Genomic DNA, 14,093 nt, shown 5'->3' on the forward strand with positions numbered 1-14,093 from the left:
AATCGGAGCACCGCCGCGTGAAGCTGTTCGTCCAGATCCCCTGCCTGAACGAGGAAGCCACGCTGCCCCTCGTCCTGGCGTCGATCCCCCGCGAGATCCCCGGCGTCGACGAGGTGCACATCGTCGTCGTCGACGACGGGTCGACGGACCGCACCGTCGAGGTCGCGCGCGCCCTCGGCGTCGAGCACGTGGTGCGGCACACCCGCAACATGGGGCTGGCTCGCTCGTTCCGCGACGGCATCGACTACGCGCTGCGGCACGGCGCCGACATCGTGGTCAACACGGACGGCGACAACCAGTACCCGCAGGAGATGATCCCCGAGCTGGTCGCGCCGATCCTGCGGCGCGAGGCCGACATCGCCATCGGCGACCGGCAGACGGCGACGATCGAGCACTTCTCGCCGTTCAAGAAGCTCATGCAGCGCGTGGGCTCGCGCGTGGTCTCGACCGCCGCGGGGACGTCGCTGCCCGACGCCGCCTCGGGCTTCCGCGCCTACTCGCGCGCCGCTCTCATGCGCCTGAGCGTCCTGACGCAGTTCAGCTACACGATGGAGACGATCATCCAGGCGGGCAACAAGCGCCTGAAGATCGCCTCGGTGCCGATCACCACCAACCCGAAGACGCGCCCGTCCCGGCTGTTCAAGAACATCTGGCAGCACATGGGCCAGTCGGGCAAGGCGATCATGCGCAGCTACGTGATGTACAAGCCGTACGGCGTGTTCCTCACGCTCGGCGTCGTGTTCGGCGTCCTGGGCATCGTGCCGCTCGTCCGGTTCCTGGTGCAGTGGGCCGACGGCCGCGGCGCCGGCCACGTGCAGTCGGTCGTCTTCGGCACGACGATGCTGGTCGGCTCGCTGCTGTGCTTCGCCCTCATGGTCATCGCCGACCTGCTGCGCACCAACCGCACGCTTTCCGAGGAGATCCTCGAGCGCACCAAGGAGATCCAGTACGGGCCCGCGCCCGAGCTCGTCCAGGACGAGGTCGCGGAGACCGGGTTCGTCCAGGACGAGCCCGCGGAGGCCGCCGGGGAGAGCGACGCGGTGGGCAGCCGGTGATCGTCGCCTTCGGGACGTACGACGCGGCCCGGCACCCGCGGATCGGCGTCCTCGTCGCGGGCCTGCGCGCACACGGGCGCGAGGTCGTCGAGCTCGACCGCCCGCTCGGGTTCTCGACGGCCGAGCGCGTGCGGATGCTGCGGCAGCCGTGGCGGCTGCCGCTCCTGGCGCTGCGGCTCCTGGTCTGCTGGGCGGGCCTGGCGCGCGACGCCGTCGCGCTGCGGGCCCGCCGCGCCACGCCCGACGCCGTGCTCGTCGGCTACCTCGGGCACTTCGACGTGCTGCTCGCGCGCGTGCTGTACCCACGCACGACGATCGTGCTCGACCACCTGGTCTTCGCCGCCGACACGGCCGTGGACCGCGGCGCCCGCGGCCTGCGGGTGCGGCTCCTGGGGCTGCTCGACCGTGCCGCGACCGGCGCCGCCGACGTCGTGCTCGTCGACACCGCCGAGCACCTCGCCATGCTGCGCGAGCCGGGCAAGGGCGTGGTCGTGCCCGTCGGGGCGCCCGACGCGTGGTTCGCGGCGGGGGAGTCCGACGCGGCGGCGCCCGCCCCGCGCGACGGCGAGCCGCTGCGGGTCGTGTTCTTCGGGCTCTACACGCCGCTCCAGGGGGCGCCCGTCATCGGGGAGGCGCTCTCGCTCGCGGCCGCCGCCGGGACGGAGCTCGACGTGACGATGGCGGGGACCGGGCAGGACCTCGCCGCGACCCGCGCGGCGGCCGGGCCGGCCGCGCGCATCACCTGGCAGGACTGGGTCGAGCCCGACGCCCTGCCGGCGATCGTCGCCGCCCACCACGTGTGCCTCGGCATCTTCTCTGCCACTCCCAAGGGTCTGCGCGTGGTGCCGAACAAGGTGTTCCAGGGGCTGGCCGCCGGCCGCGTCGTCGTCACCTCGGACAGCGCGCCGCAGCGGCGGGCGCTCGGGGAGCACCTCGAGCTCGTGCCGGCGGCGGACCCGGCGGCGCTCGCGGCGCGGCTCGCCGAGCTCGCCCGCCCCGAGCGGTACGCGGCCGCGGCGGCCCGCGCCCGCGCCGGCCGCGACGCCGTGCGGCCTGCCGCCGTCGTCGGGCCGCTGCTGGAGCGGCTCGCGGCACCCGCCGACGCGCGGGACGGGCACGCATGAGCCCGCTCGTGAACCGTCTGCTCGCGGTGCTGCGCTCGCCGGTGGTGCGGTGGGCCTTCCTGCTCGGCGCGGTCGCGCTCGCCGTCGTCGCGGTCGCGGCGTCGTGGGACGAGCTCGTCGCGGCCTATCACCGGATGCCGGGCGGGCACCTCGCCGGCGCCGCTGCCGCGGGCGCCGCCTACGTCTGGTGCACGTTCCTCTCCTGGCGGGTCCTGCTCGCCGAGCTCGGCTCGCCGCTGCCGGTGCGCGCGGCCGTGTCGGTGTTCGGCATCAGCCAGCTGGGCAAGTACGTGCCCGGCGGGGTGTGGAACGTCGTGGCTGCGGCCGAGATCGGCGCCGACCACAAGGTGCCGCGCGCACGGTCGCTCGCGGCGATCGCGACGGCGATGCTGGTCGGGCTCGTCTCGGGCGCCGTCGTGGCGGCGGTGTGCCTGCCGATCGCGGGCGCGGACGCGCTGGGCGGTTGGGAGTGGCTCGCCTGGGTGGCGCCGCTGCTCCTGGTGCTGCTGGTTCCGGCGGTGCTGGGCCGGCTCGTGAGCTTCGGGCTGCGGCTGCTCCGCCGCCCGCCGCTCGAGCGGCCGCTGAGCTGGGCCGGCCTCGGCGTGGCCGTCGGGTGGGCGGTGCTGAGCTGGCTGCTCGCGGGCTCGCACGTCTGGCTGCTCGCCACCGGGCTCGGGCTGCCGGCGACCCCCCGGACGTTCGTCCTGCTGATCGCCGGGTACGCGGTCGCCTGGATCGCCGGGTTCGTCGTGGTGTTCGTGCCGGCGGGGGCCGGGGTGCGCGAGGCGGTTCTGCTCGCCCTGCTCGCCGGGGCGCTGCCGCACGCCGCGGTGCTGCTCGTCGTGCTGCTCTCGCGCGTGCTTCTCACCCTGGTGGACCTTGCGTTCGCCGGGGTGGGAGTGCTGGTCCGCCCCGCACGCGCCCGCTAGGCTGCCCGGCGCAAGCCCGAGTCCCCTGCCTGACCGGAGCCGCACGTGCCTCTGCCGCCGCTGACCCCGTACGCCCGACTGCGCTGGGACGTCGCCTCGCGCCTGATCGCGCGGGCCCTGCCCGGTCCCGGAGCACGCGTGCTCGAGATCGGCTGCGGGCAGGGCGCCGTCGGCGTCCGGCTCGCCCAGCGGCACCGCTACACGGGCGTCGAGCTCGACGGCGCGAGCCTTGCCGTCGCGCGCGAGCGCGCCGCGGCCGCCGGCGTGGACGCGACGCTCGTGCACGGCCCGCTCGCCTCGATCGACGATGCCGGGTTCGACCTCGTGTGCGCGTTCGAGGTGATCGAGCACATCGACGACGACGCCGCGGCGCTCGCCGAGTGGGCCGCGCGCCTGCGCCCGGGCGGGCTCCTGCTGATCTCCACGCCCGCCTGGCCGTCTCGCTTCGGGGCGATGGACGAGGCGGTCGGCCACTACCGGCGCTACGAGCCGGGCACCATGGCCGTGCTGCTCGGCGGGGCCGGCCTGACCGACGTCGGCACGCGGCTGTACGGGATGCCGCTCGGCTACGCGCTCGAGGTGGTGCGGAACCGGATCGCGGCGACGCGGTCCGACGTCCGCGAGGACGCGGTCGCGGACCGGACCGCGCGCAGCGGCCGGCTCTTCCAGCCGTCGACGGCGCTGCAGGGCGCCGTGATCGCGGCGGGCACGTGGCCGTTCCGGATGACGCAGCGCGCCTTCCCGCGCCGAGGCACCGGACTCGTCGCCTGGGGCAGGGCTCCGCTCGGAGCCTGAGCCGGGGTCAATCGCCCAGGGTGCTCGCGACCCCTCCCAGGGACACCCCTTCCTGGGACACCAGGCGTTCGCGGCGGTCCGCGTCTGCCTCGAGCGCCGTCGCCGTCGTGGGCGACGTCAGGACCACTGAGCCGCCTGCGGCCCAGACACCGAGCATCGATCGCAGGGTGTCCACCAGCGAAGCCCGCCCGTCGAGCAGGACGCGGGCCCCCGCCTCCGCCGTCTCGGGGGCTCCGGCCGCCCACGCGAGCACGTCGCCGTGCAGCACTCCCTGGACGGGCGCGGTCGCGGCCGGCGCGACGAGCGCCGGCTCGCTCGGGTCGGTCTCGGGCACCCAGAGGACGGCGTCGGCGTAGGTCATGACGGCGGCCGCGGCGTCGACCGTGCCGGGCGGCAGCTCGCCGTCGAACCGCCGCGCGAGCGCGGGGAGCGCGACCGCGACGACGTCGCCCGAGTGCTCCGCGGGCCGTGTCGTGACGGTCACGTCGGCCGGGCGTCCGTCGGGCGCGAGGCCGTCGGGGCCGGGCACCAGCACCGTCGCACCGGTGCGCAGCGCGCCCAGCACCCAGACGGCCGACCGCCAGTGCGGGGGCAGGTCGATCAGCACTCGACACGCCGGGGCGCCGTCGAACTCCTCCACGAAGAGATTGGTCGTCTTGCTGACCCAGTTCACAAGCACCGCGCCTGAGAGCTCGACGCGTTCCCCGTCGTCCCCGTACCAGGTGAGCCGGGGCTTGCCAGGGTCCCTGACCAGCACGTTCAGGAGGTCGGCGATCGTTCTCGGCCCAGCGGGTGCGGTGTTCACGGAGCAAGCGTATAAGCGGCGTGAAAATGCGCGCAGGGTCGGGTGAACGAGCGCTTGCTAGCACATTCCGGCTTGACGCGTCCGAAAGACACGCGTGTAATTCCACGTATGCGGTTTCCGTAAAATGCGCCCTGGAGGAGGACCCGCCATGTGGAACTTGCTCGACGAGGACGACTTCCCGTCCGACGTGCTGCGCGCACCGGAGCGCGTGGCCCCGGTACTCCCTCTCTTCGGCAACCCCGTGGAGGACGAGACGCTGCTCGGCTGGCAGGACCGGGCGCTCTGCGCCCAGACCGACCCCGAGGCGTTCTTCCCCGAGAAGGGCGGTTCCACCCGCGAGGCCAAGAAGGTCTGCGCGGGCTGCGAGGTCCGCGCGGAGTGCCTCGAGTACGCGCTCGCGAACGACGAGCGCTTCGGGATCTGGGGTGGGTTGTCGGAGCGCGAGCGCCGCAAGCTCAAGCGCCGCGCCGTCTGAGCCGGAGGTGCAGCGCAGGGTGGGGGCCGAGGTACGAGGCATCCGCCCGGAGCGGAACCGCAGGCTCAGACGGTCATCCCGTGCGGCCTGGCCCGCCCCAGGCGCACCGCCTGCACTGCCAGCACGACGACGACGGCCGCCGTCGCGAGGGCGGCGGGGGCGAGCGCCGGCCACCCGAAGGGGTGAAGCTCGACCATGGCGCCGGCCGCCGCCCAGGTCGCGGCCGGTGACCACGGCCCGGCGGGCATCCACAGAATCTTCCAGGCGTCGACCTGGAAGACGGTGTGCATGCCGAGCCCGATCGCCAGGACGAGCGCGGGCGTCCACCGCCGCACCCGTTCCTTCGCGGCGCCCGCCCCGGCGACCGCGACGACGATCATGCCGACGGCAGCCATGTAGAGGTACCGCCCCTGCTGCGCGGCCCCGAGGTTGCGGAACGCGACGAACTGCTCGTACGAGCCCTTCGCGACGACGGCGGTGAGCAGCGCCGCGGGCAGCAGCAGCACCAGGACGTCGAGCCGCCGTAGCGGCCCTCGCACCAGGACGACGACGGTGCCCACGACGAGCGCCGCGAGCCCGACGCGTGCGGCCCACCACGAGGCGTCGTGACGCATGAGCGACGCCTGGTCCTGCACGAAGAACAGCGTGATCATGCGGTCGGTCAGCCGGTGCAGCCACCGCACGCCGCCGTCGGCCCAGGTGTAGTGCCCGCCGACCTCCGTGAGGTAGCCCTGGTCGGCGTGCGTGCCGTGCGGCTGCAGCGCCCCGTAGAGCACGAGGTTGCGCCCCCACCACGCCAGGCCGGGCAGCATCGCGAACGCCGCCCAGAGCGCGGCAGCGACGGTAGCGCCCGCCACGCCGCGGGTGCGCCGCGCGTGCCACCACGACGCGGCATACGCCACGGCGACCCAGGCGGGCATCATGAGCGCGAACCCCTTGGTCAGCAGCGCGAGCGACGTGACCCCGCCGAGCACGAGCGCCGTCCGCGCCGACCTGTCGCCCGTGAGCACCCGCGCGACGAGCCAGGTCGCGACGGCGCCGAGCAGCACCAGCAGGTTGTCGTTGTTGACGGACGAGGCGAGGTGGGTCAGCTCGGGGATCGCGACGATGGCGAGGGCCGCTGCGAGCGGCAGCGGCTCGGGCAGGCGCAGGCGCCGCGCCGTCGCCCACGCGAGCAGCGGGAGCGGCGCCGCGAGCAGCACGTTGACCCAGCGCAGGATCATCCACACCTGGTCGAACGGGGCGTCGTGCCAGTCGGGCACGGCGCGCGCGACCGCGGCGCCCAGCACGTAGTACAGCGGCGGGTGCTGGACGAGCTGGTTGTTGAACGGCTCGCCGTCCACGGCGTAGATCCACGGCGCCGCGCCGCCCGCGTCCGTCCAGGACGGTCGCTCGGCGCGCGGCGTGAACGTGCGGTCGGCGAGGTGCGCCGCGCCCTGCAGCCGGTCCGGGGGCAGCACCGCGCCCGCCTGCACCCCGGCGTTCGTCACCAGCGTGCCGGGCGAGGGCCACGGCCAGGCCGTGCCGTCGGAGACCTGGAGGACCAGGTCGACCTGCTTGGCCTCGTCGGGCGAGCGACCATTCGGGAACACCGCCGTCTGCAGCAGGCACACGGTGACCTGCAGCAGCACGACGAGCCACACCGCGACAGGCACCGCCCTCACCCGGCTCCCGGCCTGGGCGGGTCGCGGGACGTCGACGACGGAGGCGCTGCTGGGCACGCGCCCAGGCTACGGTCCGGCGACCCGCCGAGGCGCCAAATCCCGCGATCCGTGCACCCACCGGCTGATGATCGGGGGGCGATGACAGCTCCCGACCTGACCCGCGTCCGCGGCCTGCCGCCCGAAGACTCTCCGTCCGGCGGCGCCGCGCTCGACGTGGTGCACGCGCTCACGGGCGTGATACCGCAGGTCGTGACCGTGACGGCGGTCGTGGTCACGCGAAGGCGCAGCCCCTTCCTCGCGGCGACGCTCGAGGCCCTCCGCGGCCAGGACCGCGCACCCGACGACGTCGTCGTCGTGGACGTCGACGCGCCGCGATCGACCGGCTCGACGCTCGGCCTGCGCCTCGACGGCGCCAGGTTCGTGCCCGCCGACGGCGCCCGCACGTTCGGCGAGGCCGTCGACGTCGCCCTCGCCGCCGGCGTCGCCCGCCCGGACGGGTGGGTCTGGCTCCTGCACGACGACAGCGCGCCCGAACCCGGTGCGCTCACCGCGCTGCTGCGCGCCGTCGAGCACACCAAGGCCGTGGCGATCGCCGGGTGCAAGCAGCGCCGGTGGCCCGTGGCCGACGACGGCACGCCGCTCGACCCCCACGCCGAGGGCGGGCTGCTGGTCGAGGTGGGTCACACGGTGTCCCCGCTGGGGCGCCGCATGACCGGCATTGACGACAACGAGATCGACCAGGGCCAGCACGACGCGCGCGAGGACGTGCTCGCCGTCGGGCTCGCGGGCGCGCTCGTGCGCACGGCGGTGTGGCAGGAGCTGCATGGCACCGACCCCGAGCTCGGGCCGTTCGGCGACGGGCTGGACCTGTGCTGCCGCGCCCGCCGCGCGGGGCACCGCGTCGTCGTCGTGCCCGAGGCCGTCGTGCACCACGCGCAGGCAGCGCTGCTCGGCCTGCGCGACGTGCGCGGCCGCGCCCCGGACGACGCCGCCTCCTACGGGCCACGGCGACGCAGCCAGCTGCACCACCGGCTCGTGCACGTCCCCGCCCTCCTGCTGCTGCCCGCGATCCTCGGGATGCTGCTCTGGGCGCCGGTCGCGGCGATGTACCGCCTCGCGCTCAAACATCCTGGCGAGGCGCGCGACGAGATCGTCGCGGCGCTGTGGAACGCGGTGCGCCCCGGGCCGCTCCTGCGGGCGCGGCGCCGGGCCGCGCGCACCGCGACGCTGCCCCGGCGCGTGCTCCACCCGCTGGCCGCGAGCTGGCGGCAGGTGTACGCCGAGCGGCGCGACGTGCGCCTGTCCCGCGCCGAGGCGAACCGCACCCGGTGGGCGCCGAGCGAGCTGGAGCGCGTCGAGCTGCGCAAGCTCGCGGTGCGCCGCCGGACCGGGCTGACCGTCGCGCTGCTCGCCACCGGCGGTCTCGCCGTCGCCGTCTTCGGCTCGTGGCAGGGGGTCCTCGCCCAGGGCGGGCGCGTCGTCGGCGGGGCGCTGCTCCCGGCGCCCGGATCCGTCGGGGACGTGTGGGCCGCCGCGACGTCCGGGTGGGTCGCCGACGGGCTCGGCACGCGCGCCCCCGGCGACCCCGTTCTCGTGCCGCTGACCCTGCTGACCTGGCTCGCCGGCGGCTCGCTCCAGACGGCCGTCAACCTGCTGGTCCTCGGCGCGCTGCCGCTGGCGGCACTCGGCGGCTGGTTCGCCGCAGGCGCCTTGACCCGGTCGACCTGGGCGCGAACCGTCGGCGCGCTCGCGTGGGCAGCGTCGCCCGCCTTCCTGGGCGCCCTGCAGACCGGCCGGCTCGGAGCGGTCGTGGCGCACCTGGTGATCCCGTGGACCGCTCTCGTGTTCGTGCGCGCGGTAGGCGCGCAGGCGCGCGACGAGGTCGAGGTGCCCGAGTCCGCCAGCCCGGACCCCGAGGCCCGGCTCCGCCAGCGCTGGCGCCGGGAGCGCGCCCGTCACGGCTCGCTCGGCGCGACCGGCGCGGCCGGCCTGCTGCTCGCCGTCGCCGTGTGCGGAGCGCCCGTGCTCCTGCCCGTCGCCGTCGTCGCCGTCCTCGTCGGGCTCGTCGCCGCCCCGCGCGACCGGCGCAACCTGCTGCTCGCCCTGGTCCCGTCGTTCGCGGTCGCGGTCCCGTTCTGGGTGTACGTCGTCAGGACGTGGTCCGACGGCGGCTGGCGGCTCCTCTTCGCCGAGCCGGGCGCCGTCGTGCCTCCGGGGCGGGCACCCGTGGGCTGGCAGCTGCTGCTCGGCCACGCGCAGGTGCCGGACGCGTGGTTCGGAGCCGGTGCGAGCGCCCACCCGGTGCTCGCCACCCTCGCCGACGCGGCCCCCTGGGTGTTCGGAGCGCTCGTCGTGCTGCTCGCGCTCGCAGCGCTCGCGCGGCCGCGCGTCATCGGCGGCGTCCGCACCGCCTGGGTCCTTGCCGCCCTGGGCCTGGCCGCAGGGATGCTGGCCGTCGGGCTCGGCACCTGGCCGGGAACCGGCGCGAGCGTGCTGCTCCTCGGGCTCGGCGGCGCGGCGCTGCTGGGCGCGCCGGTGGCGCGCGACGCGCTCGCGGCCACCGAGCGCACCGGCTGGGCGCGGGCTCGTGCGGCGGCAGCCGTCGCCGCCCTGGGCGTGCTGGTGCTCCTGCCCGCTGCCGGCACGGCCTCCTGGGCGCTCGGCGCGGTGCACGGCCGCGACGTCGGCAGCCTGCGGGCGACGGCCGTCGCCGCCGTCCCGGCGGTGGGACGCCAGATGCAGGACGGCGGACGGAACGCCCGCGTGCTGCAGGTCGCCCGTCAGGACGGCGTGCTCGGCTACGCGCTGATGCGCACCGACGGCACGTCGCTGATCGACTCGTCCGTGGTCGTGCGCGGCCGCGACGCCGGCATGGTCGACGCGCCCGAGCGGGCCGACCGGGCGCGGCTCGACGCCCTCGTCGGCGAGCTCGGCGTCGGGCAGGCGCCCGGCCTCGCGCCGCGGCTGGCCGACGTCGGGATCGGCGCCGTCCAGGTGCCGCCCGGCGCGGACGCCGAGCTGGTGGCCACCCTCGACATGGTCCCCGGGCTCGAGCGCGTGACGGAGGGCAAGGGCACGCTGCTGTGGCGCGTCGGCGTCACGGGCGAGCCCGCACCCGGATGGGCACGCCTCACCGACTCGCCCCCGACCGCGGACCACCGCCCGGCGACCCTCGCCGTGCTGCCGTCGCACCGCCTCGAGGTCCGCACGGAGGCACCGCTCGCGGACACCCCCGACCAGGCGCGCACGCTCGTCCTCGCCGCGACGGCCGACCACGGCTGGCGGGCGACGCTCGACGGGCGGCGGCTGCCGGTGGTCGAGGCCGACGGCCTCCAGGCGTTCGAGATGCCGCCCGCGGGCGGCTGGCTCAAGGTCGAGCACGTCGACCCGCGCCGTTCGGCGTGGCTCGCCGCCGCAGGCGCCGTCCTGTTCGTGTATGTGCTGCTGGCCTTGCCCGTCGGGCGCCGGCGGGGGAGGTGACCATGGCCCGCACGTTCCTGCGCGTCCTCGGCGCGACGTCGACCGGTGCGGTCGCCGTCGGCTCCGTCGCAGCCGCGGCGCTGCTCGCCGGGCCGTGGGCGGACGCCGTCGCCGGCTCCGGGCCGGGCGTCGCCGCCGACCCGGTGCGGTCCGTCGCCGTCACCCCGGCGCCCGCGCAGCTCGTGTGCCCGCCGGCGGCCAGGCTGCCGGCTGGCGCCGACGTCGGCGACTCCCAGTTCTCCGCGGCGCCGGTGCAGACGACGTCGCAGCTGGTCGCCGGCGTGCTCGGCACCGCCGACACCGGCGCGCGCTGGGGGGCGCTCGGCGGCGAGCCCGCGCGGCTGCACGCGGGGGCGCAGGCAACGGTGCACGCGGGCGACCCGGGCCGCGACGGCAGCGTGCTCCAGGCGCAGCCGGTCGCCGGGGCGCCGTTCCGCGCCGCCGGCGTGAGCGTGTCGGCGACGACCGCGGGCGACCTGCGCGGCCTCGCGGCCGCCCCGTGCGCGGTGCCCGTGATCTCGCAGTGGATCGTCGGTGGCGGCACCGAGGTGGGCTCGACGGCGGTGCTGACCGTCCAGAACCCGAGCGCGAGCACGGCCACCGTGACGCTCGACGTCTACGGGCCCGCCGGGAAGGTCGCGCTCGGCAGCCAGGGGGCGTTCGTGCTGGGCCCGGGGGAGTCGGCCGCGACCCGGCTCGAGGCCGTGGCGCCCGACCAGCGCCGCATCGCCGTCCACGTGACCTCGACCGGGGCGCGCGTGACCGCGAGCCTGCAGGTGCAACGCCTCGACGGCCTCGTGCCGCAGGGCGTGGACGTGCTCGGCGCAGGAGCGCAGCCGTCGACGTCCGTGGCGATCGCCGGCCTGCTCTCGGCGGGCGAGACCCTCGACGACCCGCGCGCGCCTGTGCTGCGCCTGCTCGCCCCCGGGGACACCGCGGGCACGGCCCGCGTGACGATCTACGGCACGGACGGCATCGCGCGGCTGCGGGGTGCCGAGAGCGTCGCCCTCGAACCGGGCGTCGTGACGGACCTGCCGCTCGGCGGACTGAAGGCCGGCGGCTACGGCATCGTCGTCGACGCCGACGTCCCCGTGGTCGCCGCCGCGAGCTTCTCGCGCGGCGCGCCGGTGCCGGACGACGCCATCGTGCAGGGCACCCCGTACGACGTCGCGTGGCAGGCGGGCCAGCCGTTGCCCGATCCAGGCATGGCCGCGCAGGCCGCCGTGCCCGCGGAGGTGCGATCGGTGCTGGCCCTCACCGCCGTCCCCGAGGACCGGGACGCGAAGCCGAGCGGCGGGGCGACCGCCGTCGTGCGCGTGTACGGGCTCGACGGCGCCCGGCTCGCCGAGCAGACGCTCGAGCTCGTCGCCGGAGCCGTCTATCGCGTCGCCGTCGCGTCGCTCGTCTCGGACGGCACGCCCGCCCTCGTCAGCGTGGACGCCGGGGACGGGGCGCGTGTCGCTTGGGCGCTCGAGCTGTCGGCGAAGGACGGGAGCGCCGCCCATGAGCGCCTGGTCGCGACGCTGGCTCCGACCCCGGCCCTGCCCGCGCCGGGTGCTGCGCGCGTGGTCGGCGTGGAAGCGCGGGGCTGACGCGATCGCGCCTGGCGGGCGGCTTCAGGAGGCGTTGGCCGAGCCCCTAGACTGCCCCGGTTGCCGCGCCCGTGGCGACGCCCCGGACAGGAGTGATGCGTGAGCGCCGACAGCCGCCCGACCAGTACCGATGTCGCCGCCGTCGTGGTCACGTTCAAGCGTCAGGACCTGCTGGCCCGCCTGTTCGACTCGTTCCGCGCGATGGGGGAGACCCCGGCCACGATCGTCATCGTCGACAACGAGCGCTCGGCCGAGACGGGAGCGCTCGTCGAGACGCTGCGCGCCGACCTCGCGGGGACCAGCGACGTCGTCTACGCGCCGCAGGAGACCAACACGGGCGGTGCGGGCGGCTTCAGCGAGGGCACGCGCCTCGCGTACGAGTCGGGCGCCGAGTGGATCTGGCTCATGGACGACGACGTCGTGGTGCTGCCGGGCGCGCTCGAGCGGATGCGCTACTGGACCGACCGCGTCGAGGGCGAGCTCGCGGCCGGGGTGCCGCTCGAGCGCACGAACGCCGTGCTGCAGGGCCAGCGCCTCAACTTCGACGGCACGCCGTTCTACTGGCAGTACCACTTCCTGACGCGGCTCGCGATCCCCAACCCGGTGGCCCCGCGCCCGTTCGGCGCCGGCGAGGGTGCCCCGCGCACCGGCCGGGCGATGAACACCGCCTGCTTCGAGGGCGGGATGTTCCACCGCTCGGTCGTGGCCCGCGTCGGGCTGCCGGACGCGCGCTTCTTCATCTACTGGGACGACACGATCTACGGCTACCTGACCGCGAAGGTCACCCGCCCGCTCGTCGTGTCCGACCTCATCCTGCAGCGCACGCGCGAGCTCGCGCACCACAAGATCGGCACCACGCGCAAGCTCAACACCACGAGCGACCTGGCCCGGTTCCACATCCTGCGCAACCGGGGCTACATGGCCCACTACCTGCGCGAGCACGGCGACTACAACCCGGTTCTCTTCGGGCTCGGCACGGCCGCGACCTTCGCCAAGGAGGTCATCCGCCTCTCGCTCACGAGCGAGCGCCGGGCCGGGTTCGGGACGATCGTGCGCGGCTGGCGCGGCGCACGAGGCGTGTGGCGCGACCGCGCGTGGAAGCCGATGCCGCCGCTGGCCTGACGGCTCAGCGACCCTCGAAGTGGGGGTCGATCTCCTCCGGCGTGCGCGCGAGGAGGTGCGCGACCTGCTCCACGACGACGTCGTGCACGAGGTCGGCGAGGTCGTCCGGATCCTCGGCCCGCAGCTCGACCGGGCGCCGGTAGATGACGACGCGGGCGGGCTGGCCCGCCTCGGCAGGGAAGCACCGCCCGAGGGGCACGCCGCCGTCCTCCCACGGCGCCGGGTCCGACGGCGGCACGTCCTCGACCGCGAACTCCGTGCCCGAGAGCTGGTGCTCCCAGTCCCGCTCGACGTCCTCGACGGCGTCCAGCACCAGCTCGTCGAACTGCTCGGCGCGCGTGCGGTGCGCCGGGAGCACGGTCGGCAGCAGCGGGCCGCGCGGCCCGCGGCCGCGGCGGTCACGGCGCCGCAGCGGCAGCGCGGCGGGGTCGGGTGCGGGCCCTGCGGACGCCACCTCGAGGTCTGGCGCCTGGCCGGCGCCCGTCCGCAGCCGACGGGAGTGCCCGTGCGGCCGGGGAGACGGTGAGGAGCCACGCGACGAGCCGAAGAGTCCCACGCGCCGAGCCTACCCACCTCGCCTGTCGAGCCCGTCGAGACCTGGTGACACGGCGCTGTCTCGCCAGGGCGATCATCGGCGCCCGCCACCGCGGCGTGGGGCGCGGTGGCGGAGCGGACGCGGGCGTAAGGTCACGCCGTGAGATCGGTCAGGCAGTGCTCGCGCACGGCATGCCAGCGTGCAGCCGTCGCGACCCTCACCTACGTGTACGCAGACTCGACGGCCGTGCTGGGCCCGCTCGCCCAGCTCGCCGAGCCGCACAGCTACGACCTGTGCGCCGAGCACGCCGAGCGGCTGACCGCGCCCCGCGGCTGGGAGGTCGTACGGCTGACCCCGCAGTTCACCGAGACCGGACCGTCGCCCGACGACCTGTCGGCGCTCGCCGAGGCGGTGCGTGAGGCGGGGCGGGTCCGCCCTCCCGCGGCGTCCGAGCAGGGCTCGGTGGAGACGTCGCGTCGCGGGCACCTGCGGGTGCTGCGCGCGGACGGCGAGTAGC

General features: G+C 75.9%; 12 protein-coding genes. 9 read left to right on the forward strand and 3 right to left on the reverse strand.

What is annotated here, in order from left to right; translation table 11 throughout:
• Window positions 1-17: 17 nt before the first annotated feature.
• The 4 genes from ACO4JP_RS05230 to ACO4JP_RS05245 are packed head-to-tail and all read left to right on the forward strand — an operon-like array spanning window position 18 to window position 3,903.
• On the forward strand, window positions 18-1,055 hold the full coding sequence (locus tag ACO4JP_RS05230) for a glycosyltransferase family 2 protein (RefSeq protein WP_425956326.1): 1,038 nt from the start codon (window positions 18-20) through the stop codon (window positions 1,053-1,055).
• Window positions 1,052-2,179 (forward strand): glycosyltransferase, encoded by a 1,128-nt coding sequence (locus tag ACO4JP_RS05235; protein ID WP_425956327.1) that lies wholly within the window; start codon window positions 1,052-1,054, stop codon window positions 2,177-2,179. The genes ACO4JP_RS05230 and ACO4JP_RS05235 overlap by 4 nt, the downstream gene beginning before the upstream one ends.
• Window positions 2,176-3,108, forward strand: coding sequence for a lysylphosphatidylglycerol synthase domain-containing protein (locus tag ACO4JP_RS05240; protein ID WP_425956328.1), 933 nt, complete (start codon window positions 2,176-2,178; stop codon window positions 3,106-3,108). Before ACO4JP_RS05235 ends, ACO4JP_RS05240 begins: the two co-directional genes overlap by 4 nt.
• A gap of 45 nt (window positions 3,109-3,153) precedes the next feature.
• The gene (locus ACO4JP_RS05245) at window positions 3,154-3,903 is read left to right on the forward strand and encodes a class I SAM-dependent methyltransferase (RefSeq protein WP_425956329.1); all 750 of its coding nucleotides are present in this window, start codon (window positions 3,154-3,156) and stop codon (window positions 3,901-3,903) included.
• A gap of 7 nt (window positions 3,904-3,910) precedes the next feature.
• Here ACO4JP_RS05245 and ACO4JP_RS05250 read toward each other — a convergent pair whose 3' ends face one another.
• Window positions 3,911-4,708: a TIGR03089 family protein gene (locus tag ACO4JP_RS05250; RefSeq protein WP_425956330.1), complete on the reverse strand. Its 798-nt coding sequence runs from the start codon at window positions 4,706-4,708 to the stop codon at window positions 3,911-3,913.
• A 148-nt stretch (window positions 4,709-4,856) separates the two neighbouring features.
• On the opposite strand from ACO4JP_RS05250, the gene ACO4JP_RS05255 reads away from it, so the two are divergent.
• Window positions 4,857-5,183, forward strand: coding sequence for a WhiB family transcriptional regulator (locus ACO4JP_RS05255; RefSeq protein WP_425956331.1), 327 nt, complete (start codon window positions 4,857-4,859; stop codon window positions 5,181-5,183).
• Between the two features lie 65 nt (window positions 5,184-5,248).
• Here ACO4JP_RS05255 and ACO4JP_RS05260 read toward each other — a convergent pair whose 3' ends face one another.
• Complete coding sequence (locus tag ACO4JP_RS05260; RefSeq protein ID WP_425956332.1) at window positions 5,249-6,904, reverse strand: phospholipid carrier-dependent glycosyltransferase; 1,656 nt, start codon at window positions 6,902-6,904, stop codon at window positions 5,249-5,251.
• Window positions 6,905-6,985: 81 nt separating this feature from the next.
• Here ACO4JP_RS05260 and ACO4JP_RS05265 point away from each other — a divergent pair, with 81 nt between their 5' ends.
• The 3 genes from ACO4JP_RS05265 (at window position 6,986) to ACO4JP_RS05275 (ending at window position 13,041) form a co-directional block, all read left to right on the forward strand.
• The gene (locus ACO4JP_RS05265; protein ID WP_425956333.1) at window positions 6,986-10,327 is read left to right on the forward strand and encodes a glycosyltransferase; all 3,342 of its coding nucleotides are present in this window, start codon (window positions 6,986-6,988) and stop codon (window positions 10,325-10,327) included.
• 2 nt (window positions 10,328-10,329) lie between these two features.
• Window positions 10,330-11,919, forward strand: coding sequence for a DUF5719 family protein (locus ACO4JP_RS05270; protein WP_425956334.1), 1,590 nt, complete (start codon window positions 10,330-10,332; stop codon window positions 11,917-11,919).
• Window positions 11,920-12,018: 99 nt separating this feature from the next.
• On the forward strand, window positions 12,019-13,041 hold the full coding sequence (locus ACO4JP_RS05275) for a glycosyltransferase (RefSeq protein WP_425956335.1): 1,023 nt from the start codon (window positions 12,019-12,021) through the stop codon (window positions 13,039-13,041).
• 4 nt (window positions 13,042-13,045) lie between these two features.
• Here the strand turns inward: ACO4JP_RS05275 and ACO4JP_RS05280 are convergent, their stop codons facing one another.
• Entirely contained in the window at window positions 13,046-13,597 is a 552-nt protein-coding gene (locus ACO4JP_RS05280; protein WP_425956336.1) for a metallopeptidase family protein, read from the reverse strand.
• Between the two features lie 138 nt (window positions 13,598-13,735).
• Here ACO4JP_RS05280 and ACO4JP_RS05285 point away from each other — a divergent pair, with 138 nt between their 5' ends.
• A complete protein-coding gene (locus ACO4JP_RS05285) occupies window positions 13,736-14,092 on the forward strand; it encodes a DUF3499 domain-containing protein (protein ID WP_425956337.1) in 357 nt (118 codons plus the stop codon).
• Window position 14,093 lies beyond the last annotated feature (1 nt).

Source organism: Xylanimonas sp. McL0601, assembly GCF_049852175.1.
Taxonomy (GTDB): domain Bacteria; phylum Actinomycetota; class Actinomycetes; order Actinomycetales; family Cellulomonadaceae; genus Xylanimonas.